This window comes from Neobacillus sp. BP17 (assembly GCF_059579525.1).
Genome location: NZ_CM184198.1, coordinates 537,102 through 559,672 on the forward strand (window position 1 = coordinate 537,102; position 22,571 = coordinate 559,672).

A 22,571-nucleotide genomic window follows, 5' to 3' on the forward strand; every position below is an offset into this window, starting at 1 on the left:
TTTTTTCACATGGTGCCTGACACCCTTTTTCATATTTCAATTATAATAGGGAGAATCATCGGTTTTCTTTTTGTTTGGGCGAATACGTATTGTCCGACGCTTTTCTTGATGTTTTGTTTCATGACATTCCATTGGCGGATATTTTCAGTTTGGAGGTCATTAATGGTTTTCTTAGTAAGGCGGTTAATCTCTTTGAGGAGCTGGTCTGAGTCACGGGCATAGACGAACCCGCGGGTAATCGTGTCAGGCCCAGAAATGATCTTCCGGTCTCCTTTACTAATGGTAATCACAATTACGAGCATTCCATCTTCAGAAAGCTGCCTCCGGTCCCTGAGCACAATGTCCCCAACATCGCCAACGCCCATCCCGTCAACATACGTATCCCCAGCTGGAATGGACCGGGTCTGACGTGCAACTGAATTTTCGATATCAACCACATCACCATTTTTAATAATAAATGTATTTCCCTTTTCTACGCCCACAGACTCTGCTAACATCTGGTGATGATGCAGCATTCGATATTCACCATGAATCGGAATAAAATAGGTTGGTTTCATTAAGGTAAGCATGAGCTTTAAATCTTCCTGATAACCGTGCCCTGAAACGTGCATGCCCGTTGAACTACCCGAGCCATAGATCACTTTAGCGCCTAGTTGAAATAAGTTGTCGATGATTCTCGACACATATTTTTCATTGCCCGGTATGGGGGAGGCAGCTAAGATAACTGTATCCCCAGGATAAATGGAAACATCCCGGTAGTTTCCGCTTGCCAGTCGCGCAAGGGCGGCCATAGGTTCCCCCTGACTTCCAGTACATAGGATGGCAACCTTTTCCGGCGCCAGTTGGTCAACATCCCGTGCTTCGATAAGCATTCCCTCTGGCATGTTTAAATACCCGCGCTCTATCGCAACAGAAACGACATTTACCATACTACGGCCAAGCAGGGCGATCTTTCGATTAGATTTTATGGCAGAGGCGACGACCTGCTGGACACGATTTACATTCGAGGCAAACGTAGATATAAAGATTTTTCCTTCTGCTTTCATGAAGGCTTCATCTAAAGTGCCACCAATCATTTGCTCGGATGGCGTTAGCCCTTTACGCTCGGCATTGGTACTTTCTGATATTAAAACTAAGACACCTTGCTCACCAATATCAGCCATCTTATGAATATCAGAATGTTGATTATTCACCGGTGTTAAATCAAATTTGAAGTCCCCAGTATGAACGACATTCCCCTCAGGAGTATGAAAAACAATGCCGAGACAATCTGGGATACTGTGACTTACTCTGAAGAAGGAAACGGTTGTTTCTCCAAACTCAAGCTTGGAATCTGAATCAATCGTCACTAGTTTCGTGTTGCCATTCAACCTGTGTTCGTCAATTTTTAATTCAATCAGGCCCAAAGTAAAGCGGGTAGCGTAAATAGGAACGTTCAATTTTCTTAATATATACGGAATCCCGCCAATATGGTCCTCATGTCCATGAGTGACAATCAAAGCACGGATTTTCTCCTGATTTTCTACCAAATAGGTAATATCAGGGATAATTAAATCAATTCCTAATAAACTCTCATCTGGAAACTTCCCGCCGCAGTCAATAATAAAAATATCGTCTGCATATTGAACCACATACATGTTTTTTCCGATTTCATTGATACCGCCTAAAGCAAAAATGGATAATTGCTGATTATTGGTTTGCAAGTAAATATCCTCCCTATTCCATGTAAATATGAATAGTATGCCCTTTTGACTGGACTTTATTGGAAAGGGAAAGTGAAAAATTTCAGTCAGGGTCCGAAAAATAAAAGGCTGTCAACAGTACGGAATTCAAAATTCCCTATGTGTTGACAGCCTACCAGCATTTAAATTAATGTTTTGACTTGGTGTCCAGGTAAAACCACTTGCAATGCCATTTCTTCATCGTGACTCAAAGGCAGCAATGGTAATCGAAGTCCACCAACCTGCACCCCGCTCATGTTCAGGGCTGCTTTTACTGGGGCCGGATTAGGAGCCGTAAATAATGCCTTCATAAGAGGAAGCAGTTGGCGATGAGAGTGAGCCGCTTCTTGGACGCGTCCATTTTTAAAATGATTTATCATTTCTTGCATTTCATTGCCAATTACATGGGAAGCAACAGATACAACTCCAGCACCGCCAATCGCTAAAACCGGCAATGTTAAGCTGTCATCCCCACTATAAAGGGTAAAATCACTAGGGGCTTGGCTAATAATAGAAGCCATGTCATCCAGGTTGCCGCTTGCTTCCTTAACAGCAACAATATTCTCGATTTGGGATAGGCGAACAATGGTCTCTGCGGATAGATTGACCACACTTCGACCAGGGATATTATAAAGCATAACCGGTAATGATGTAGATTCAGCGATTGCTTTGAAATGTTGATACATACCTTCTTGGGAAGGTTTGTTATAGTATGGAGCAACGAGCATGATCCCGTCTACACCTGTTTCTTCGGCTTGCTTTGTTAAACTGATAGATGCCCGTGTATTATTCGAGCCAGTGCCAGCGATAACTGGGACTCTTCCTCTCGCTGCGACGACAACAGCTTTAAATAAAGCGATTTTTTCATCCGTCGTTAAAGTTGGAGATTCACCGGTTGTACCAGCAACGACGAGACCGTCCGTCCCATTTTCAATTAAATAATCTACTAATCTTCTTACTGCGTTAAAATCAACCTCGCCATTTTGATCAAATGGTGTAACCATTGCGGTTAAAACTTGGCCAAAATTCATTTTTTCTCACCCTTTTAATAAATTTTTATAAAATTTAGAGGTGGGCAAGGCCATTCAAAATTCAACGCAAAAAAGCAACAGTGAGGGTTCACTGTTGCAGTAGAAACATAAATAAAACTAAGTTCCCGTGCGTAAGATAGCCCTCCATATAGTCTCCTATATGACAGTTCTGTATTTATTCAATAGCAGAACCAGCTTCATGATAATGAGAATCAATGAAACTTCGGCAAATTCCCCTTTCTACAACCATCGTTGGACCTCATTATCCTCCAGTTGTGTACTAATGGTCTTTGCACCTCTATCCTCACTTCAAAAGTATTGAAGTAAGAAAAATATATAATTAATAGTAAATATATCAGAATATTCCTTTTGTTTCAAGGGGGAAAAGGAACTATATTTGTAAAGTTTATGCAGTTTCTAACCCCTGTTCTTCTTTTTCTACTTCTAATGCAGATACAATATATGCAAACCCGTTCATCACAAAATAAATAACATCCGATTGAATCTGTTCCTTTTCTCCTAAATAAGTATTTATGATCATACTGATGGAAAAGAAAACTACGAAGGATAATGCAATTTTATTAAAAATCATCAAATTTACCGACCCCTTTATTTAGGATTCTTATGTTAATCATATTTGCTTAAGACGGGTTTTATGTCTGCCGCCTAAAGGGTGGTGCTAGAAATCAATGAGTGCCAGGTGTTGGTTCATTCACCCTGGTTCTTCTTGGAAGTTCTTTCTTACCGTGCAGGAAGTGGTAAAGAACCATTGATGCGAGAACGACTGCACCTAAAATGACATACAAAGTACGATAGCCTGTTAACGGTATAATAAACCCGAGGATGTATGGACCGAACCCCAGACCCGCATCAAGAAAGATAAAGAAAGTGGAAGTGGCCAATCCCATCCGATGGGGAGGAGTTAGTTTTACTGCTATGGCTTGGGTACTTGATTGCAAGTTACCGAAACCAAGGCCGATTAATACTCCTGCTGCTAATAAAATAATGCTGATGCTTGCGGTGCTAAGCAGAAACAAACCAACGGCAAAGGCAATAATACATGGATACATAATATAGTTTGCCCCTTTTAAATCCATTATACGGCCGGTAAGGGGGCGTGATAACAATACGGCAATAGAATAAACTAAGAAAAAGAAACTTGCCGCGCTTACTAGGTCAATTTCTATTGCATAGAAGTTAATAAATGAAAGAACGCTGGAATAACAAAAAGCTACTACTAATGTAATAACTGCAATTGGCAATGCATTGGGCTCAATATAATTAGAAAGTTTAAATCCTTTTGTTTCAGTTGGTTGGGGTGTTCCTTCTAATTGAGGCACATTTACAAAGAACGCTGTGACTAAACTAATGATCCCTATTACAAGGGAGAAAATAAATATCATTTGAAAGTCCGTATGCTGGGTCATGTATAGGCCAATGAATGGGCCAATTGCGGTAGCCAATGTTGCGCTCATGCTGAAATAGCCAATTCCTTCAGCTTTCCGTGAAGCAGGGATAATCTGGGCCACGATCGTTCCTGTTGCTGTACCAACCATTCCGGCTGCAATCCCATGGAGTAGTCGTGTTATAAGCAGGAAGGTAATCCCGAAATTCAGAAAATATAAAAGAAGGGTGAAAATAAAAAGGATGGCACCAATGATTAATGTTCTCTTCCTTCCAATAGACTCAATAAATCTACCGATTAAAAACCTGCCAATTAATGAACCAACAATAAAGATTCCTGTGGCAAGACCAGCTTGACTTGTGGAAGCATGAAATTCGTCTACTGCATAAACACCAATGATGACAATTAATAAATAAAAGACTAAAGTGACGAAAAAATTGACCCCGGAAACAATCGTAAAATCTTTAGTCCAAAGTTTAGCTCTTGGTTGATTCACGTTATTTAACCCCTTACTTAATAATATTATCTCGAATGATCCCCATAATCTGGATGGTTTCAAGCTGTTCGTGTTCTGAGATACCTTTTAAGATGTCATTTTCAAACTGATCAATTGTGACACGAACTTCCATATATACTTTTTTTCCTAGTTCGGTCAGCTGTATCCGCTTTTCACGTTTATCATGGCTAGGAACCTGTTCGACATAGCCCAGTTCCTCTAAACGATTAATAGTCCTAGTAACTGTGGGTTTTTCTACATATAAATAATGAGAAAGATCCACAAGTGTAGCAGGTCCATTATTGGATAAGCAGTGAAAAATAGACCATTGAGCTCTGTGAAGTTGATGCTCAGCCAAATGGAAATTCAATTTATTTTCAAACGGACGGTAAAGCATCAATAATTGATGAAAGAATTTTTGTGAAGTCTTTATTTAAATCACCTCGAATAAGTCGAATAGTTAGCTAGAGTAATAATTACCTTGGGTAACTATATTAGTGTAACAGATGTGGTTTTATAAGTCTAATTGTGGTTACTAATCAAACGTTTGATTAAAAAGGGCTGAAGCCTTGAGAAATATAGATTTATGAGGGTATTGTGTATTTTTGAAAAAACTAATCAAACGATTGATTAAATGGGGGCGAGGCCTTAGTATTGAAGGGTTTTTCTGGTGTGAGAAATTTTTTTGAGGAAAAACTAATCAAACGTTTGATTAAAAAAGGTCGGAAAATACCGCTGAAAAACTAATCAAACGTTTGATTAAATAGGGGTGAAGCCTTGGTATATAAGGCTTGTAAGGTATTATTTGTTTTTGTTATTCCGATACAAATACAGGCCGAATCCCAACGTATCCCTGCCCCAGGTCAAATAGGTCCGGCGCCAAGTTCGAATCCGCTCCAACATCGCATCACAATCTGGATCATCTGGATTCTCAAGACAATAGTTCTCGACGGACATCGAATACAGCCACTCGTAATCATCCCAATCATCATCGTTGGCAACATAAGACCAAAGCGGGATTAATCCTAATTCGTCGCCAGCCTTAACAGTATCCACATGGGTTTTACATTCCGACTCATCAGCGCCTCCGAGCGCTTCTAAATACGCAGGACTTGGAGTCTGTTTCCAATATCCCTCGCCAATCAGAATGTAACCATTGTGCTTAACTAGACGTTTTAATGTCTGTAAGGTGGGTTCCAATCCACCTAATGCGTGGGTTGAACCAATACAAATCCCCAAATCATACCCATCTTCCTCGCATCCTTCGACTGCTGAGGCGGCATCTTCCACAATAAACTCGATGCTGCCTTCAGGAATTCTGCCGTGTGCCTTTTGCTTTGCTTCCTCGATGGACCCTTCATACAATTCGATAGCTGTAGCGTCTGCTTGGTAATTTTCCACCAAGCGGATTAACAGTTCGCACTTTCCTGCTCCTATATCAATTACTTTATCTTTTGCATTGGGAGAGATAATACCAAGCATCTTCATGATCTTGTCTTCACTGATTGGATTACTAAAGGCATGGTCGCGGTGGGCAATTGCTGAAAATTTATTTCTATCCATATATTTATATCTCCTTGTTCATGTGGTCTTTATGAAGCGTATCTTACCCGGCGATGTGAAGCAAGTTAAAATGTAAGGGATTGAAATTTATCAAAAGTAATTCTGAGCAGGAGAGATAGGTTCTTCTTCATGGGGGAGGCCTGCCAGTTAAGCGAGTTGCAATCCCCAGCATAATTCTATTTAATAAAAGTGTAGTGCAAAAATTAGTTTGAATGAGGTTATCGATATGAGAGCATTAGTGTTTAATACGTTTGGCGGGCCAGAGGTACTGAAGTATTCAGAAATCAACGAACCTGCTATTGGTCCGGATGAAATACTCCTTAATATGAAAGCAATTGGCCTAAATTTTGCTGATATATATAGAAGAAAAGGTAACTACCATCTCGAGGGGGAGCCTCCATTTATTTTAGGATATGAAGGGGCAGGAATGGTCGCAAAGGTCGGAGCAAATGTTCAAGGCATCCGCATTGGCGATCCTATTGCCTTTGCCGATGTACCACATGCTAATGCAGAGTTCGTGGCAGTCCCTGTAGAAAAGGCGATCCCTCTGCCTGAAACAATTTCGTTTGCGGAAGGCGCTTCTGTCCTATTACAAGGATTAACGGCTCATTATTTAACAAAGGATAGTTATTCCGTAAAAAAGAATGATATCGTACTAGTTCATGCGGCAGCGGGAGGGGTCGGGCAGCTTCTGGTTCAAATTGTCAAACTACTGGGCGGAACGGTAATAGGTTTAACTTCGTCCCTGGAAAAAGCGAAGGCGGCAGAGGAAGCAGGAGCGGATAAAGTGTTCTTGTATAAGGATGATTGGAAAAGGCAAATACTTGAAGCTACAAATGGGAAAGGTGTCAATGTGGTTTATGAATCAGTAGGTTCAACGCTTCAAGACAGTTTTGATGTCACTCGCATCGGCGGGACGGTAGTATTTTACGGAATGGCAGGAGGGGACCCAGCTTTGGTGGATCCAAGAATGTTAATGGATACGTCCAAAACATTGACGGGTGGAGACTTATGGAATGTCCTTACCAACCGAGAGGAACGAATAGCTCGTTCAACCGAACTGTTCGGGTGGATGTCGGAAGGAAGGGTTAAAGTATCTGAACCAACTATCTTTGCACTAAGCGATGGACAAGAGGCACACCATTATTTAGAAAGCCGGCAAAGCACAGGGAAAATATTATTAATACCATAGCATTCATATAAACTTACGGAGCCTCCATAATTTTGGGGGTTCTTCTTTTGGAGTCATCCTTGGTGTCAGGCACCAAAAAAGGCACCAAATACATGATAAAGAAAAAAATTTAATTTTTTATTGCAAAAGCGCTTTCAATAGGTTTATAATATGTATAAATCGATTTACTAAACCGATTTACTAAAACGGTTTATCCTATAATCACAAGTATTTATTTAAAAGGGGATTTTGTTATGAATAATGTAATTGTCCCGATAAACGCATTTGATAGATTTGAAGTCTTGAAGAAAGGGCAAACTTCATTTATTAGTCTCATTGCAGATTCAGGTGCTTTTGGAATTGAGATTCGACGCGAATTATTGTCGGTCGAAGATCCACCACTACATCAAATTAAACAAGAAATTGAACAATATCAATTATTCACAGTATATTCGGCTCCGATTGAGTTATGGAAAGTGGACCACCAATTGAACAAGAAGGAATTAATTGAGATTTTTGAAGAAGGAAAAGATCTCGGTGCTAAATGGATTAAAGTGTCACTTGGCTATTTTCAAAAAGGCCAATCTGATCTTATCGAACTGAATACCTTTTTGGATCAGCATCAGGAAGTTCAATTGTTGGTTGAAAATGATCAAACGCTTCATGGAGGGAATATCCATCATTTATCATCCTTTTTTGAAAGCGCCTCCGAACAGAGTACACCAGTTAAAATGACTTTTGATGCCGGAAACTGGTATTATTCTGGTCAAGAAGTAGACGAAGCCGTCAGCAAGCTTGCACCATATGTCATGTATTTGCATTTAAAACAGGTAGAAGATGATAATGGAGAGTTTATCACGGTGCCGCTGCAAAAAGATGAAAGTCACAGTTGGGAGAAGGTCATGAATCATTTTCCCGCTGAAATGGTGAAGGCGCTTGAGTTTCCCATTGAACCGAAGGAGAGAACACGAGAGTTTGTTCAGATGATTATGGAAAGTGAGGTTATATCATGCAACATTTAGATACAATTACTTTTGGTGAAGCAATGGCAATGTTTATGGCCAATCATCCAGGTTCCTTACACGAAGTCAGCCAATTTACCCGTGAACTTGCTGGAGCAGAAACAAATGTGGCCATTGGACTTGCTAGATTGGGCTTGCGCTCAGGTTGGGCGAGTAAAGTCGGAAACGATGCGTTTGGAAAGTTTGTCATCGAACGGATCAAAAATGAAAACGTTGACACTGGGCATGTTTTGATTGACCCACACTATCCGACTGGGTTCCAGTTGAAATCGATGGTTTTAGAGGGCGACCCAGAGGTTCAATATTTTCGCAAAGGATCTGCGGCAAGCCATTTAAACTGCAATGATTTCAATGAAGAGTACTTTCAGCATGCAAAGCACATGCATATGACGGGGATTCCATTAGCCCTCTCGGAAAGTACAAGAGCCTTTGCAAAACACGCTCTAACCTTTATGAAAAAGAACGGTAAAAAGGTTTCCTTTGACCCGAATTTAAGACCAACACTCTGGGCATCACAAGAAGAAATGGTAAGGGAAATCAATGAGGTGGCGTTCCAAGCAGATTATGTGTTACCTGGTATTACTGAAGGTGAAATCTTAACAGGCTTTAAGGAACCCCGTGAAATCGCTTCCTTCTATTTAGAAAAGGGCGTAGAGCTGGTAGTCATTAAGCTTGGGGCTGAGGGAGCTTTTTATAAAACAGCTACAGAAGAAGGCACCGTTCGCGGCTTTAATGTGGAAAAAGTGGTTGATACCGTTGGGGCCGGCGATGGTTTTGCGGTTGGGGTGATCAGTGGATTACTCGAAGGTTTAAACGTTCAGGATGCGGTTTTAAGAGGCAATGCGATTGGTGCGTTAGCGGTTCAATCACCTGGTGATAATGATGGCTATCCAACCAAAGCAGTGTTAGAAAAATATATAGAAAATCAATTAGAGGGAGTGAAATAACATGAAACAAACGATTGCAAAACAACGATGGTTACGTCTTATTCCAATTGCCTTTATCACGTACAGTTTAGCTTATCTTGACCGTGCCAACTATGGATTCGGTGCGGCTTCAGGATTAGCGGAGGATCTTCACATTACTGCTGGTACTTCTTCTTTACTTGGTTCTCTATTCTTCTTAGGGTATTTCTTTTTCCAAGTACCTGGTGCGGCATTTGCCGAGAAAAAGAGTGCGAAGGTTCTCATTTTCTGGTCATTGATTGCATGGGGTTTATTAGCTTCCTTTACAGGTATGATCTCGAATATTAAATTGTTATTTGTGATTCGTTTTTTACTTGGAGTTGTGGAAAGTGCGGTTATGCCGTCCATGCTGGTACTCTTAAGTAACTGGTTTACGAAAGCAGAACGTTCTCGTGCAAATACATTCCTTATTTTAGGAAATCCTGCAACGGTATTATGGATGTCAATTGTTTCTGGTTATTTAGTTAACTCTGTGGGCTGGAGATGGATGTTCATCGCTGAGGGTCTTCCGGCTGTGATTTGGGCATTTATTTGGTGGAGAGTTGTCAATGACAAACCGAGAGATGCGAAATGGTTAACTGAACAAGAAAAGCATGATTTTGAACAACAATTAGCAAAAGAGCAAGAAGGAATTAAGCCTGTAAAAAATTACAGCGAAGCCTTTAAATCAAAACCAGTTATTTTGTTAAGTGCACAATACTTCTTATGGAGCATCGGGGTATATGGTTTTGTTATGTGGCTTCCATCGATTATTAAAGCCGCACCAAATATGGATATTGTAGAAACAGGCTGGTTATCTTCAGTTCCTTATATTTTAGCTATTATCCTTATGTTTGTGGCTTCTTATTTCTCTGATAAAACATTGAATCGAAACGCATTTGTTTGGCCATTCCTATTGATTGGTGCAATCGCTTTCTATGCTTCTTATGCGATTGGAACAGAACATTTCTGGATTTCATTTGTCTTACTCGTGATTGCTGGCGGTGCCATGTATGCTCCATACGGTCCATTCTTTGCCATCATTCCTGAAATCCTTCCGCGTAATGTTGCTGGCGGTGCGATGGCCCTTATTAACAGTATGGGTGCGTTAGGCTCATTTGTTGGTGCTTATATCGTAGGATATTTAAATGATGCTACTGGTGGATTCGGTACTTCATATATCTTTATGGCAGGTTCTCTATTCCTTTCTGCAATTTTAACCATCTTAGCGGTAAAATCGGCAAAAAAGGATAAAAGCAAGCCAAAAGGTGTTAAAATGAGTGCTTAAAAAAGTGGAAGCAGCTTTGGAATCTTTCCAAGGCTGTTTCTTATTTATAGAGGTTCTCATCTTTAAGAACAATCCGTTCGTCATAACTGGAAAGTTAGTAGATTTGCCGCTAAAATGAAGTCAGTGACCAAGAGGAAAGAGGAAGATAGGCATGGAAAAAGTAACAATGGCCGACGTCGCAAAAGCAGCCGGTGTATCAAAAAGTACCGTTTCTCAATACTTAAATAATCGGTTTGAATATATGGGGGAAAAAACGAAACTAAAAATTAAAGAAGCAATTGAAGAACTTGGCTATCAGCCGAATTTTATTGCTAGAAGCTTGAAACAAAAACGAACCTCGATGGTGGGAATCATTGTCGCTAATATTACGCATTATTTTTCAACGGAAATCAGCCGTGCTATTGAGGATTTTTGTCATAAACATGATTTGCACGCCATCGTCTGTAATGCCGATGATGATCCTGAAAAGGAAAAGAAATATATTGAAATGTTACGGGCTAAGCAGGTAGATGGTTTGATCATTTTTCCGACAGGGAAAAATAATGATTTATACAAACGGATGGTCAAACAGGGCTATCCCGTTGTTTTTGTTGATAGAAAAGTAGAGAATCTTGATGTGTTTTCCATCATTACCGATAATACGGATTCTACGTATAAGGCTGTGCAGCATTTGATTGAGAAGGGTCACCAGAATATTGCATTTGTGGTCCAGCCGCTGACAGTTAGTACCCGTATCGATCGGTTGGCAGGATATACAAAGGCTGTCGCCGATGCCGGTATGGAGGTAAATCCCGATTACATTATTAAAGCGAGTATCCCTGAATTGAAAAGCAAAATTGAACAACTTTTTTCTTTAGATGTTAAGCCAACGGCCATCTTTGCAGCAAATGATCGAGTCTTACTGGCGGTCTTAGAATTTCTAAAGGAAAAGGGTATTAAGCTTGGAAAAGAACTTGAATTGGTCGTATTTGATAATATTCCATTTGCACATTTGCTAGAGGCGCCGATTTCCTTCATCGTACAGCCAGCAAAGGAAATGGGAAAAAAGGCCGCTGAACTATTATTTGAACAGATTAACAAAAGCAACATACACCCCGAAGTGTTTGTCTTTCAAAGTAGAATGATGTAAAAAGATTTAGTGGTGCCTGACACCATGACAAAGGTTCAGGCACATATTGAAAAACGCTTACAAATGAAGTATAATCTTTTCATAAACCGATTTAGTAAATCGGTTTATCAACAAACCCATATAAAGGAGTTTGATTATGAATATACAACTGGCTTTGGATCGAATGGATATAGCTGAAGCAATCGAATTAACGAAAAAAGTGGAGGATTCCATTGATTGGATTGAGGTTGGGACTTCGCTCATTAAGGAATTCGGCGTAAAGAGTATTAAAGAGATAAAACAAGCCTTTCCAAATAAACAAATTGTTGCAGATATTAAAACGATTGATAATGCCCGTTATGAATTTGAACTTTGTTTTGAAGCGGGAGCAGATGTGGCAACAGTCATGGGAGTTTCTCCGCTAGTGACCATTGATACATGTATGGAAGTGGCCAATCGTTATCAAAAAAAAGTCATGATTGATTTATTAAATACATCGGATGAACAAAAACAAGCATTACGGAAATACAATGATGCCATTTTTTGCGAGCATGTGAGTAAGGATCAACAAGAGGAATTAGGCAGTCAAAATCAAGGAACTAAGCCTAGTGATTTCTCAGGGTTTCAGGTGGCAGCAGCAGGCGGGATTAAGCTGGATTCGATAGAGGATCTCATCAAATCAATACATCCAGCGGTGGTCATTATCGGTTCAGCGATTACAAAAGCGGAAAACCCATCCGTGGCAGCGGCACAATTTAAACAAGTTATTTCACAAACGGAGGAAAAAACGACATGTTAGTAATTCCTACTATTTTAAAAGAAGTAGAAACGGTTCTTAGCCAAGTGGAAGAGGCTCAGCTTCAGGAGTTAGCGGTTCAATTGCAAAAGGCAAAACGGATTTTTGTCATCGGTGAAGGTCGTTCCGGATTAATGGCAAAATCATTTGCGATGCGCTTAATGCACCTGGGAGCAACAGTGTATGTTGTAGGGGAAACGATTACACCATCGATTGCAGAAGGTGACCTTTTAGTGGCCATTTCAGGTTCGGGTACAACGAAAAATGTGGTTTGGACTGCTGAAAAAACGAACTCACTTGGCTGTCCGGTAATGGCTGTGACGACCAATCCTGAGTCCCCATTAGCAGCCGCGGCATCGGAAATTCTCCATGTACCAGCAGCAACAAAGTATCGACGTGAGAACGAATTGAAAACAATCCAGCCGCTAGGTTCATTATTCGACCAATGTGCACACATTTTATTTGATACCCTATGTTTGCTTTACAGCAAACTCAATGAAGTAGACCACACACTAGCTTTTGGCCGACATAGCAATTTAGAATAGGAAAAATGTATGGTGCCTGACACCAATTCGGTATTCACCGAATTGGTGTCAGGCACTCTTTTTTTGTAAGAGAGTGAAAACAAGGAATCGAGGCGGTTTTCAAGAATATATAAGTTGAAAATGTATTTTTAATCGGGGGTTATGTCTAAATGAGGGTAGAGATTTTGAAACCAGATAAGGTGATTGGCTTTATTGAGTATTGTAAGAAACATCGGAATGAGGTAGATGATTCTTTTGTTGGCCAAAGGGAAAAATAGTAAAGATAACTTGGAAAGGGAGAAATGAAAAATGGATGTTCCATTCACATCAATGGAAGTCATTACTCAGATCCAGAAGTTACACAACCAAGGTAATTCTCTACGTAAAAAAGAGGTAAAACAACTTTATCCTGATTTAATGCGGAGTGCTGTATTACTACCCAAGTTGGCAACATGCCATAGAAGAAATTTAAATGAATTCGCAGGGAAACTAATCATACGTTTGATTAACGAGCTATTTAGGAAAATCTAATCGAAAAATGTATTTTTTTTGTTACGGGTTAGTTTCTTAGGTAAATGATTATCAAGCCCAGGTAACAGGAGTAGTCGTGGCTACTGTCAGGCGCTTTTTATATGCAAAAAAAAGTAACCAATCCTGAAATTGGTCGCAGGTGTTGTAAACACCAAAATCTAGTCACCATTTTTATCATAAAAAACTAAATTAGGTTATTTTGTATGGTAACGGTTATCTCCTTTACCCTTACTTCATTTTCTTCGATATATATTTCACAATTGTGAGGAACCTTTTTATTGAATATTCCTTTTCGGATCAGTCATCTGCAATCAATTTCCCCCCAAAGTCAATCATTTGACCTTAATTCTACCAATTGTTAATTTCGCCTCAAGTATTTCATTTACAAAAAGCCTCACATTCCAAAATAATCATCGAGGACATTTTTACCAAGTTGTTTTAGAGCTTTTTTTATCTTCATAACTGTTTCCAGTTTAGGTCGATATGATTGTTCGTTACAGAAATTCCAATAAGGAGGTGGTTTCAATGTTGGTTCAGTTAACTCATAAAAGCCCTAGTACAGTACGGCATTTTTTATCGGCACTAAAATCGTTTTATAATTCTATGATATTAAAAGAAATGTATGGTTTCCCGAACCCACTTATTGACCCAAGTATTAGGTTAAACACAGAGTTAGAATCATCAGTTGAATTACAACTCAATAAACGTACTAGGATGCCAGATATTGCAGGTACTGAAGAACCTAGAAAGTACAGGAAAACGACTGATTCTTATTACAAAATTGCAGGCATAATTGGGTCCCTGAAATAATTGATGATATTTCCTTACCAGCTCAGGTTATGAATGGTGGAAAAAAATCAATTGGAAGTTAAGAGACCAGCTTATAGCACGATTATTATTTGAAACAGGAGCAAGAGCTTCAGAAGATATTGAGGTTACGATCGGTGACTATCGTAAAAGACAGTCAGTACAGTTGCCCATTTTTATAGGCAGCTTTATTTTTCCGAAATATTGGAGATGATTTTCTCGAAAACATCTAATTGATCTGTCACAATGAAAACAGGATCATAAAGGTCACTTCTTAGTTTTAATGTTATTTCATACTATGCTGATTTTGAAAGGGATTGGACAATCTGATAAAAAATTATACTACTGAGCAAAAAAACTCCGAATAGAGTCATTTATTTTTTTAGTTTAAAAGGTTCGATTTCTACAGGTAATGGATTTAATCCAAAAAATCCTGGTTTCAATTCCTTGTTGCTGCAAGGAGCAGATTTTACTTAAGAAGAATGGTCTTTAAAAACGACCGCCCTTCCCAGGTTTCCCTTTCCCTTTTTTTCCCTTTCCAGGACGTTTAGGCTTTCCACTGCTTCCGTGACTGCCACTGCTACCATGACTGCCGCTGCTTCCGTGATGTCCGGTGATGACTGTGACTTTGAACGAACAAGTGCTAGTATTTCCAGAAGCATCTGTTGCAGTACACGTGACGGGTGTTGTCCCAAGTGGAAAAAAGGAACCGGATGAAGGGGTACAGAAAAATGTAGGATTTGGACAGTTATCACTTACGGTAGGAGTAAAGTGAACGATTGCCCCATCTGTACCTGGATCATTACCAACTATGATATCGGCGGGACAATGAATCACTGGTGCCTCAGTATCGTTTACTGTTACAGTAAACGAACACGTACTAGTATTTCCGGCAGCATCGGTCGCAGTGCATGTAACGGTTGTACTTCCAACAGGGAAAAAGGAACCAGATGCTGGTAAACAAGAAGACGTAACGCCGGGACAGTTGTCACTGACAGTGAGTGGCGGATAATTCACGACAGCCCCGCATTGCCCTGGATCATTTGCAGCGGTAATGTTAGTAGGACAGCTGATTGTCGGTGGTTCTATATCGTTTACAGTTACAGTAAACGAGCATATTGCCGATCCCCCTCCACACGGGTCTGTAGCCGTGCAAGTGACCGTTGTAGCTCCTACCGGAAAGAAAGAACCAGATGGTGGTGAGCATGAAACAATAGCACCCGGACAGCTGTCCACTACTTGGGGGGGAGGATAGTTAACGACAGCCCCACATTGTCCCGGAGTATTGCCAACTGTAATATCTCCAGTACAGATAATGGTAGGAGAAGTGCGGGTGAGATCACTGATGTTCGCAAATATATCCTGATTTCCAGTTCGAAAGTCGGTCCAAACAGAGACTAGCTTTTCAGGTGTCGGCAAACTCGGTGGAATCATGGCTGCAAAGATATAGTCACCAATAAAAGTGGCAGGATTACCAAAAGTACCATTAGGATTGGATGAAACGTCTGTTATTCGCGAATTTGTAAAGGTGGTTCCTCCATCATTTGATACTGCAGCAAAAACATCCAAAAGCGGACTTGATACCCGGTTTGTATAGTAAATCACGCTGCAGGTGCCACTACACGCGGAAACCGTAACAAATGGGAAAAAATTTTGGGTATTCTCCGGACTGTCGTCAACACGACTAGGATTCGACCAAGTCACTCCGCCATCATCGGAAAAAGACATAAGGATATGAGCATTCGAAGTACGAAAATCCTGCCATACAGCATATACTCTTGCAAAATTTGCAGAACCAAAACATCCTGAAGTATCTACCGCAAGAAATGCAAAGGTAGGAATACGGAAGGCCCATTGCGGGACTTTTGGTGTTAGAAAAAATGGAACTCGAACTATCGGACTGACAGTAACAGTAGGCCCAAATGTCACACCTCCATCAACTGACCGGCGAATTCGGAATAAAGCATTATTGAAATCCCCCTCAACCCAAGCAACATACACTTCTCCATTCGGACCTACCTGAACATTTGACCCCTGCACAAAAGGAAGCCCTGCTAGTACCGGTGTAATAGGAACTGCTGGGTTTGACCATGTTAGTCCTCCGTCTGTGGATCTTTGAAGCAATATCTGTGAATTATTTTCATTATTGGTAAACCTGGTATAGCTAATATAGGCATTCCCCTCAAATGGGCTTGTCGGGGTATTGTCGAAAGCAAGAAATTCCTTGTCATCAAAGATGCCATTCCCAACTAAGTCAGAAACAATAATGGCATTCGAAAAAGTTTGGCCATCGTCCACAGATCGATACACAATGATGGACGCCTCTTCTGGGTTTACCTGTTTAACAGCTATACCAGCTAATAAATATCGATTGTGTAAATCGGCGTCTATTACAGGATCTGAAGTAAAGTCAAATCCTGCCGGTACTGGAAGTAAAGACGAAGTGAATGTGTTTCCTCCATTAGTTGAACGATATACACCAAATTGGGCAAATCCATTAGGCAACCCGTATGCGTGTGAAGCTGCTACGATGGACATGGGGTTATTCGGGTTGGCTGCCACAGTAGGTTCGTTATCAGGTCTTGGATTTGTTGATAATTGTATATCTGTAGAATTGATTGCTTGCTCAACAATTATGGCTGGATTTGCTTCATCTTCCGGTTGAATTGGTAAACTTAACTTTTTTAAATTTTCTTCTAACATCTTGTAAAATATCACCTCTATTTAGTCATAAAGACATTTGTCTGTTGGTGCCAGAAATGTTGTTACCGATTAAACCCTTACCGGGGCAATCGTATTTGCATGAAAATGCCACTTGTTCTGTTCCTTACATTTTTTTCCCCTTTACGCTAGTTGTCCTTTAAAATATGAAAAAAAATTTAATATGCTTGGACAAATATAACGCATATTCATTTCAATCAACTTCTTTTAAAATGAAAGAGGGAAACCAATTAAATGGATTCCCTTTCTTACAATCTGGTTTATTCCTAAAAGAAGTTTTTCAACAAGTTCTAAATTTGGAAAGTAGCGTGTTTTTTATGTTCTCTTCCATAGCCCCAGGGATAACTTCATTCAATTCTTCATATTTTTGTTCATCCAAAACCGGTTTTTCAGCTTGATCTAAATTTTCATTGTATTCCCTTAGTAATTTTACATGTTCCGGTAACATCATTGAAACCCATTTAATAAGGCCACTGTCAGCGGGCACAAGCTTTATACATTAAGGAAGGTTTTAAGCAAGTGGAGGGTGTGGCCATTTTTGAATATATTTTGCACTCTTAAACAGATATAGACTAGAACCCATCGGATGTATTAGAATAACAGGGATGAATGGAGGTATTGTACAAATGTCTAATTTACCGAACTGCCCAAAATGTAATTCTGAATATACGTACGAGGATGGAAGTCTTTTTGTTTGTCCTGAATGCGCTCATGAATGGAATTTAGAATCAGAAGCAGAACAAGAAGATCTAAAAGTAGTGAAGGATTCCAATGGAAATGTCTTAAATGATGGGGACTCGATCACCGTTATTAAAGACCTGAAAGTTAAAGGAAGCTCATCAGTCTTAAAAGCAGGTACGAAGGTTAAAAACATCCGTTTGGTGGATGGAGACCACAATATTGATTGCAAAATTGATGGTTTTGGAGCAATGAGTTTAAAATCTGAATTTGTAAAGAAGTTGTAGAATCAAAGAGCTAGGTAGCATGCCTAGCTTTTTACATAGAAAAAAATTCTAATGTTGCAGGGGTGGGGAATTGTGATGGGAAAAGTACTTATTCTTGGTGCAAGCGGACTTGTAGGAAGAGCGATACTCGATGAATTAAAAGATGGATTTGATCTATACGGAACCTATTCCACATCGGTTACGAGTCTTCCTGAGGAGAAGCAGTTTCAATTAGAAGTTCATCAAATCGACAAGTTGAAGGAAATTATCCAATCCATTAAACCTGACATTGTGATTTCTTGCCTAAGAGGAGATTTTGACCAACAGCTCAAGTTTCATAAAGAATTGGCGCTGACATTACAAAATACTAGTAGCCAGGTGTATTACTTTTCTACCACAAATGTATTTGATGGCGACTTTTCAAAGCCCCACACAGAAACAGATATACCTAATGCTGAATCAGATTATGGGAAGTTCAAAATCGCATGTGAAAATATACTTAAAGAAATTTTGGCTGAGCGAGTGATTGTTAGCCGAATCCCTGCAATCTGGGGGAAGAATTCCCCTAGATTGCATTTAATAAAAGAAAGCATAAAAGATAATAAAACAATCGATGTCTATAACAATTTGGTGTGTAACAATCTTTTGGATGTTCAATTAGCAAAGCAACTACGCTTCATCATTGAAAATCAACTAAAGGGGGTCATTCATTTAGGCACGAAGGATTGTATGACGCAGGGGCAATTTTATGAACAGGTCATAAGTAAACTTGCTTGTGAAAAGAACATATTACGCTATCAATCTTATCAGGACAAAGATGTTACATATTATTTTCAACTTACTTCCAATCGTGAGGATCTCCCAGATTTTCTACAATGTACAAACGAGGAGATTATTGGGCACCTAGTATAAATATGTTAAAGAGCTTGGACGCCCAAGCTCTAAATAACTCTAACAATGACCCATTTCCACGCGATAGTTTTTCTCGATAAGAACTTTATGCAGCTGGTCAATATGATCGTGGTTTTTTGTCTCGACTGAAATCTCAATTTGGGCATAGCCGGGATAAATATCTTTGCCAATTCGATGGAGATTAACAGATTGAACGTTCGCATCCAAATCTGTAATCGAGCTTAAGACTCGTTGCAGTTCACCTGGTTTGTCTTTTAAGGTAATGGTAAAAATCGCATACCTTCCAGATTCAACCAAACCGCGTTCTATAATTCTTGAAATAAAATTCATATCCACGTTGCCGCCGCTTAAAACAGCCACCACTTTTTTATCCCTAATATTCAACTTTTCATAAAGTAGGGAAGCAAGTGATACGGCACCTGATCCTTCCACTAATAGTTTATTTCTTTCCATCAACATGAGCATGGTCCTGGCAATTTCCATTTCATCGACGCAAAAAACATCATCCACGTATTTTTGAACAATTTCAAAGGGCTTCAACCCAGGTTTTTTAACGGCAATTCCATCCGCCATTGTAGGAGTGGAGTCAACCATCACAGGTTTACTTTCAAACAAGGACTGCTTCATACTTGGGCAAGCTAGTGCTTGAATACCGTAAACCGATATATCGGGATTTTTTTCCTTAATTGCCATGGCCACACCAGCAATCAACCCGCCGCCGCCAATTGGACAAACAACCGCCTCCACATCAGGAAGCTGGTCAAAGATTTCTAACCCGACCGTACCTTGCCCTGTCATGATTGCCTCATCGTCAAAAGCATGAATAAAGGTGGCATCGAGTTGCTCTTTAAGTTTTAATGCATAGGAGAGAGCATCATCGAATGTGGCACCCTCTAAAATTACTTCTGCACCATATTGTTTTGTGGCTAGAATTTTACTAAGTGGAGCTCCTTTAGGCATTACAATTTTGCACGGTACGCCAAGCATTTGACTCGAATACGCTACTCCTTGCGCATGGTTTCCAGCAGATGCTGCGACAACACCTTTTGAAAGTTCTTCCTGTGAGAGCGAATTTAGCTTATTGTAAGAGCCCCTTACTTTAAAGGAGCCTGTTTTTTGGAGATTTTCCAGCTTTAAAAAAATTTCATTATGAGCGAGCTGACTAAAAGTCTTCGAATAATCGAGGGGAGTGGTATGAACAATTCCCTTCATTTTCTCACGCGCTACGATGATATCATCAATGTTCAATGTATTTTCTCCTCCGTCACAGAGTTCTTCTTTTTAGGATGTACTGGAGCAAATAAACTATGTCATGAAAAGAAGAAAAAGACGCATATGGTCTGTCCCGGCTGTCACTTCTCTGTACGATTGTGCGGTGGAATACTAATGAGTATGGAGACTGCTTTCTTCCATCCAATAGGCCTCCCGAATATTGATCTGCTTGCGAATTTTCCGGATGATATCGGCAGTGATTTCTCCTTCTTCGTACAATTTCTGAATTTCATCTCGTTCGGCCTGGAATGCCTTTACGAGCAATTCTCTTTGTAAATGCCTGTAATGAGCAGAGTCGGCCCTCTTTTTCGCCAATTTAAATTTCGTGAGCATTTCGCTATATTCTCCGATAATCACTAAATACACATGCTCATTTTCAGGTGTCATCTGGTTATTTAAATACTTAATGGCAGCTTTCGCCATATTCACTTTTAACTGAATCATTTTCTTCAATTGTGCCTTGCGGGTTTCAAGCTGTTGCTGGCTTTTCGGAATGATTAACTGAATTAGTTTGAAGACACTTCTTTTAGCAAGTGTTCCAATAAATAATCTTCTAAAGCGCATCCGATTGGTCACAGCAAGCCTCATCCTCTGAATATGTTCATCAGACAAATAATACGTTTCTCGGTCGATTTTCCCCTCTAATTTTAATGTTTCAATATAAAGGGCTTCAGCTTCCAAGGCCATCATCCGAACTTCAGTTTCCAGTAGTTTTAAGTGCTCGGGGTTTTTATTATTCTCCATGTTCAGCTGATTTCTAATTTGATTGTATGAGGCAATAATCGAAACCGCAGCCCCGCGATTCTCATCGTTCATCAATTCACGAATCGACCGAATAGCGGAATCAATTGTCCGCAGCTTCGCCTCTCGTGCCATTACTTCCCGCTGTTCATTAGCGTTTCCTTTTTCTGTCCTAGCAAGAATTGGCAAGAAGATACTGGCCGTTAGGAGTGTGACCAGAATAACACCAGCAGCTATAAAAATAATTAAAGAACGTTGAGGAAAGGGGGCTCCATCGGCTAGGACATAGGGAATGGTGAATGCTCCGGCTAGAGTGACCGCCCCTCTGACACCGGAAATAGTGATAATGCCAATCGCTCTCATTGAAGGCATTTCGATTTCCTTTTTGAGCCACTCCCACTTCCATGCCGCACCAATCCATAAAAAGCGCAAGAAGAGAAGGGCGGCGGATAGGACGAAAATATACTTACTCACTTCCCAATTATTAAACAACGGGTCTTTGAAAATTTCACTGATAACACTTGGAACTTGCAGACCTAATAGAAGGAACACCAATCCGTTCAAGATATAGATAAGCACCATCCACGTGTTTTGTGAAACCAATTGTAATTTCATCGCAGGAGATTGATCACGTTCGCGGTAGATGGTATGTACAATCCCTGCCGCAACCACAGATAAAATACCCGAGAGATGAACATGCTCCACAAGATAGAAAATCACGAAAGGGGTAAGCAGTTGAATCAACATGTGGATGGTCACATCCTCCATCCCCATCCGGCGAATAAAGATTTTCAGTTGAATGATTAGAATGGCAAGAAGTGCACCGCCTGCTAGACCGCCAATTGCAATTACGATAAAACTCCCGCTTGCCTGAGCTAATGAGAAAACACCTGTAACCGTTGCAGCAACCGCAAATTTAAATGCAACCAATCCAGAGGCATCGTTCATTAGTCCCTCCCCTTCAAGGATATGCATAATTGTTTCCGGTATCTTCACCCGGCTCGAAATGGCACTCACAGCAACGACATCGGTCGGAGAGAGAATCGCAGCCAAAGCAAAAGCAGCTGGCAGTGGAATGGACGGAATCAGCCAATAAATTAAATATCCAATCGTAAATACGGTAACAAATACTAGACCGAGGGCAAGTAGGAGGATCGGTTTTCGTAATTTCCATAGTGCGTGCCGTGAAACATTTTTTCCATCATGAAAAAGCAGGGGAGCGATAAACAATACGAAAAACAACTCCGGCTCCATGGGGATATGAATGCCTAACGGCAGCGAAGCGAGTAACACCCCAAATGCAATTTGAACCAGCGGCACTGGTATGTATGGAAAAAAGTGATGGATGAAACTAGATAATCCAATGACAGCAAGTAATAAAAGGATAAGCAGAAAAAATTCCATTGCAGGTCTCCTCTCTTAAGTATTTTGTGTAACGAGATTTTTTTCACTCATTAGAGAGGAGAATTTTCAGGAATCTGAGTTTGATAAAATGGTAATTTTTGACACATTATTTATATTGAATGTTTAGAAAATACTGAAATAAAAAGCACTTTTTGTTGTATTTTTTAATT

At 40.1% G+C, this 22,571-nt stretch carries 21 protein-coding genes and 1 riboswitch; of the genes, 11 read left to right on the forward strand and 10 right to left on the reverse strand.

The window, feature by feature from the left end; translation table 11 throughout:
* Positions 1 to 29: 29 nt before the first annotated feature.
* From AC4QJR_RS02630 to AC4QJR_RS02655, 6 genes are all read right to left on the reverse strand, one after another.
* Positions 30 to 1,703 carry a ribonuclease J gene (locus AC4QJR_RS02630; protein ID WP_496525169.1) on the reverse strand — a complete coding sequence of 558 codons (1,674 nt, stop codon included), beginning with the start codon at positions 1,701 to 1,703 and terminating at the stop codon, positions 30 to 32.
* Between the two features lie 161 nt (positions 1,704 to 1,864).
* Positions 1,865 to 2,752: a 4-hydroxy-tetrahydrodipicolinate synthase gene (gene dapA, locus AC4QJR_RS02635; protein WP_098576127.1), complete on the reverse strand. Its 888-nt coding sequence runs from the start codon at positions 2,750 to 2,752 to the stop codon at positions 1,865 to 1,867.
* A 129-nt stretch (positions 2,753 to 2,881) separates the two neighbouring features.
* A riboswitch (Lysine riboswitch) is annotated at positions 2,882 to 3,061 on the reverse strand.
* A gap of 97 nt (positions 3,062 to 3,158) precedes the next feature.
* Positions 3,159 to 3,344: a hypothetical protein gene (locus AC4QJR_RS02640; protein WP_251463336.1), complete on the reverse strand. Its 186-nt coding sequence runs from the start codon at positions 3,342 to 3,344 to the stop codon at positions 3,159 to 3,161.
* Positions 3,345 to 3,438: 94 nt separating this feature from the next.
* Complete coding sequence (locus AC4QJR_RS02645) at positions 3,439 to 4,653, reverse strand: MFS transporter (protein ID WP_375374248.1); 1,215 nt, start codon at positions 4,651 to 4,653, stop codon at positions 3,439 to 3,441.
* Between the two features lie 13 nt (positions 4,654 to 4,666).
* Complete coding sequence (locus AC4QJR_RS02650) at positions 4,667 to 5,086, reverse strand: MarR family winged helix-turn-helix transcriptional regulator (RefSeq protein WP_496526600.1); 420 nt, start codon at positions 5,084 to 5,086, stop codon at positions 4,667 to 4,669.
* A gap of 368 nt (positions 5,087 to 5,454) precedes the next feature.
* On the reverse strand, positions 5,455 to 6,216 hold the full coding sequence (locus tag AC4QJR_RS02655; protein ID WP_496525170.1) for an SAM-dependent methyltransferase: 762 nt from the start codon (positions 6,214 to 6,216) through the stop codon (positions 5,455 to 5,457).
* A gap of 226 nt (positions 6,217 to 6,442) precedes the next feature.
* On the opposite strand from AC4QJR_RS02655, the gene AC4QJR_RS02660 reads away from it, so the two are divergent.
* The 9 genes from AC4QJR_RS02660 to AC4QJR_RS02700 all read left to right on the forward strand — a co-directional run bounded on the left by AC4QJR_RS02660 (position 6,443) and on the right by AC4QJR_RS02700 (position 14,410).
* Positions 6,443 to 7,408 carry a quinone oxidoreductase family protein gene (locus tag AC4QJR_RS02660; protein WP_496525171.1) on the forward strand — a complete coding sequence of 322 codons (966 nt, stop codon included), beginning with the start codon at positions 6,443 to 6,445 and terminating at the stop codon, positions 7,406 to 7,408.
* Positions 7,409 to 7,641: 233 nt separating this feature from the next.
* Positions 7,642 to 8,409, forward strand: a complete 768-nt coding sequence (locus AC4QJR_RS02665; protein ID WP_496525172.1) for a sugar phosphate isomerase/epimerase family protein — start codon at positions 7,642 to 7,644, stop codon at positions 8,407 to 8,409.
* Positions 8,397 to 9,356: a sugar kinase gene (locus tag AC4QJR_RS02670; protein ID WP_496525173.1), complete on the forward strand. Its 960-nt coding sequence runs from the start codon at positions 8,397 to 8,399 to the stop codon at positions 9,354 to 9,356. The genes AC4QJR_RS02665 and AC4QJR_RS02670 overlap by 13 nt, the downstream gene beginning before the upstream one ends.
* Before the next feature lies 1 nt (position 9,357).
* Positions 9,358 to 10,641, forward strand: a complete 1,284-nt coding sequence (locus tag AC4QJR_RS02675; protein ID WP_496525174.1) for an MFS transporter — start codon at positions 9,358 to 9,360, stop codon at positions 10,639 to 10,641.
* Positions 10,634 to 10,759 (forward strand): hypothetical protein, encoded by a 126-nt coding sequence (locus AC4QJR_RS02680; RefSeq protein ID WP_257148606.1) that lies wholly within the window; start codon positions 10,634 to 10,636, stop codon positions 10,757 to 10,759. The genes AC4QJR_RS02675 and AC4QJR_RS02680 overlap by 8 nt, the downstream gene beginning before the upstream one ends.
* A 33-nt stretch (positions 10,760 to 10,792) precedes the next feature.
* Positions 10,793 to 11,770 carry a LacI family DNA-binding transcriptional regulator gene (locus AC4QJR_RS02685; RefSeq protein WP_496525175.1) on the forward strand — a complete coding sequence of 326 codons (978 nt, stop codon included), beginning with the start codon at positions 10,793 to 10,795 and terminating at the stop codon, positions 11,768 to 11,770.
* 136 nt (positions 11,771 to 11,906) lie between these two features.
* Complete coding sequence (hxlA, locus tag AC4QJR_RS02690) at positions 11,907 to 12,548, forward strand: 3-hexulose-6-phosphate synthase (protein ID WP_496525176.1); 642 nt, start codon at positions 11,907 to 11,909, stop codon at positions 12,546 to 12,548.
* Entirely contained in the window at positions 12,542 to 13,090 is a 549-nt protein-coding gene (gene hxlB / locus AC4QJR_RS02695; protein WP_496525177.1) for a 6-phospho-3-hexuloisomerase, read from the forward strand. The genes hxlA and hxlB overlap by 7 nt, the downstream gene beginning before the upstream one ends.
* 1,035 nt (positions 13,091 to 14,125) lie before the next feature.
* On the forward strand, positions 14,126 to 14,410 hold the full coding sequence (locus AC4QJR_RS02700; protein WP_496525178.1) for a hypothetical protein: 285 nt from the start codon (positions 14,126 to 14,128) through the stop codon (positions 14,408 to 14,410).
* 486 nt (positions 14,411 to 14,896) lie between these two features.
* On the opposite strand, the gene AC4QJR_RS02705 is transcribed toward AC4QJR_RS02700, so the two are convergent.
* Both AC4QJR_RS02705 and AC4QJR_RS02710 read right to left on the reverse strand, forming a co-directional pair.
* Positions 14,897 to 17,110 carry an HYR domain-containing protein gene (locus AC4QJR_RS02705; protein WP_496525179.1) on the reverse strand — a complete coding sequence of 738 codons (2,214 nt, stop codon included), beginning with the start codon at positions 17,108 to 17,110 and terminating at the stop codon, positions 14,897 to 14,899.
* Positions 17,111 to 17,408: 298 nt separating this feature from the next.
* Entirely contained in the window at positions 17,409 to 17,579 is a 171-nt protein-coding gene (locus AC4QJR_RS02710; RefSeq protein WP_496525180.1) for a YolD-like family protein, read from the reverse strand.
* Between the two features lie 175 nt (positions 17,580 to 17,754).
* Between AC4QJR_RS02710 and AC4QJR_RS02715 the strand changes: the two genes are divergently transcribed.
* Entirely contained in the window at positions 17,755 to 18,093 is a 339-nt protein-coding gene (locus AC4QJR_RS02715) for a zinc ribbon domain-containing protein YjdM (RefSeq protein ID WP_375374260.1), read from the forward strand.
* Positions 18,094 to 18,168: 75 nt separating this feature from the next.
* Entirely contained in the window at positions 18,169 to 18,984 is an 816-nt protein-coding gene (locus AC4QJR_RS02720) for a sugar nucleotide-binding protein (RefSeq protein WP_496525181.1), read from the forward strand.
* Positions 18,985 to 19,023: 39 nt separating this feature from the next.
* Here AC4QJR_RS02720 and ilvA read toward each other — a convergent pair whose 3' ends face one another.
* Positions 19,024 to 20,196: a threonine ammonia-lyase gene (gene ilvA / locus AC4QJR_RS02725; RefSeq protein WP_496526601.1), complete on the reverse strand. Its 1,173-nt coding sequence runs from the start codon at positions 20,194 to 20,196 to the stop codon at positions 19,024 to 19,026.
* A 171-nt stretch (positions 20,197 to 20,367) separates the two neighbouring features.
* Positions 20,368 to 22,401, reverse strand: a complete 2,034-nt coding sequence (locus tag AC4QJR_RS02730; protein WP_496525182.1) for a Na+/H+ antiporter — start codon at positions 22,399 to 22,401, stop codon at positions 20,368 to 20,370.
* Between the last annotated feature and the right edge of the window lie 170 nt (positions 22,402 to 22,571).

What these genes read in the sequence shown, in the direction of transcription:
- AC4QJR_RS02710 (WP_496525180.1), bottom strand. Translation starts at nt 17,579, where the DNA reads ATGATGTTACCGGAACATGTAAAATTACTAAGGGAATACAATGAAAAT.
- AC4QJR_RS02685 (WP_496525175.1), top strand. Translation starts at nt 10,793, where the DNA reads ATGGAAAAAGTAACAATGGCCGACGTCGCAAAAGCAGCCGGTGTATCA.
- AC4QJR_RS02705 (WP_496525179.1), bottom strand. Translation starts at nt 17,110, where the DNA reads ATGTTAGAAGAAAATTTAAAAAAGTTAAGTTTACCAATTCAACCGGAA.
- hxlB (WP_496525177.1), top strand. Translation starts at nt 12,542, where the DNA reads ATGTTAGTAATTCCTACTATTTTAAAAGAAGTAGAAACGGTTCTTAGC.
- AC4QJR_RS02640 (WP_251463336.1), bottom strand. Translation starts at nt 3,344, where the DNA reads ATGATTTTTAATAAAATTGCATTATCCTTCGTAGTTTTCTTTTCCATC.
- ilvA (WP_496526601.1), bottom strand. Translation starts at nt 20,196, where the DNA reads ATGAAGGGAATTGTTCATACCACTCCCCTCGATTATTCGAAGACTTTT.
- AC4QJR_RS02670 (WP_496525173.1), top strand. Translation starts at nt 8,397, where the DNA reads ATGCAACATTTAGATACAATTACTTTTGGTGAAGCAATGGCAATGTTT.
- AC4QJR_RS02730 (WP_496525182.1), bottom strand. Translation starts at nt 22,401, where the DNA reads ATGGAATTTTTTCTGCTTATCCTTTTATTACTTGCTGTCATTGGATTA.
- AC4QJR_RS02665 (WP_496525172.1), top strand. Translation starts at nt 7,642, where the DNA reads ATGAATAATGTAATTGTCCCGATAAACGCATTTGATAGATTTGAAGTC.
- AC4QJR_RS02660 (WP_496525171.1), top strand. Translation starts at nt 6,443, where the DNA reads ATGAGAGCATTAGTGTTTAATACGTTTGGCGGGCCAGAGGTACTGAAG.
- AC4QJR_RS02700 (WP_496525178.1), top strand. Translation starts at nt 14,126, where the DNA reads ATGTTGGTTCAGTTAACTCATAAAAGCCCTAGTACAGTACGGCATTTT.
- AC4QJR_RS02720 (WP_496525181.1), top strand. Translation starts at nt 18,169, where the DNA reads ATGGGAAAAGTACTTATTCTTGGTGCAAGCGGACTTGTAGGAAGAGCG.
- hxlA (WP_496525176.1), top strand. Translation starts at nt 11,907, where the DNA reads ATGAATATACAACTGGCTTTGGATCGAATGGATATAGCTGAAGCAATC.
- AC4QJR_RS02675 (WP_496525174.1), top strand. Translation starts at nt 9,358, where the DNA reads ATGAAACAAACGATTGCAAAACAACGATGGTTACGTCTTATTCCAATT.
- dapA (WP_098576127.1), bottom strand. Translation starts at nt 2,752, where the DNA reads ATGAATTTTGGCCAAGTTTTAACCGCAATGGTTACACCATTTGATCAA.
- AC4QJR_RS02715 (WP_375374260.1), top strand. Translation starts at nt 17,755, where the DNA reads ATGTCTAATTTACCGAACTGCCCAAAATGTAATTCTGAATATACGTAC.
- AC4QJR_RS02655 (WP_496525170.1), bottom strand. Translation starts at nt 6,216, where the DNA reads ATGGATAGAAATAAATTTTCAGCAATTGCCCACCGCGACCATGCCTTT.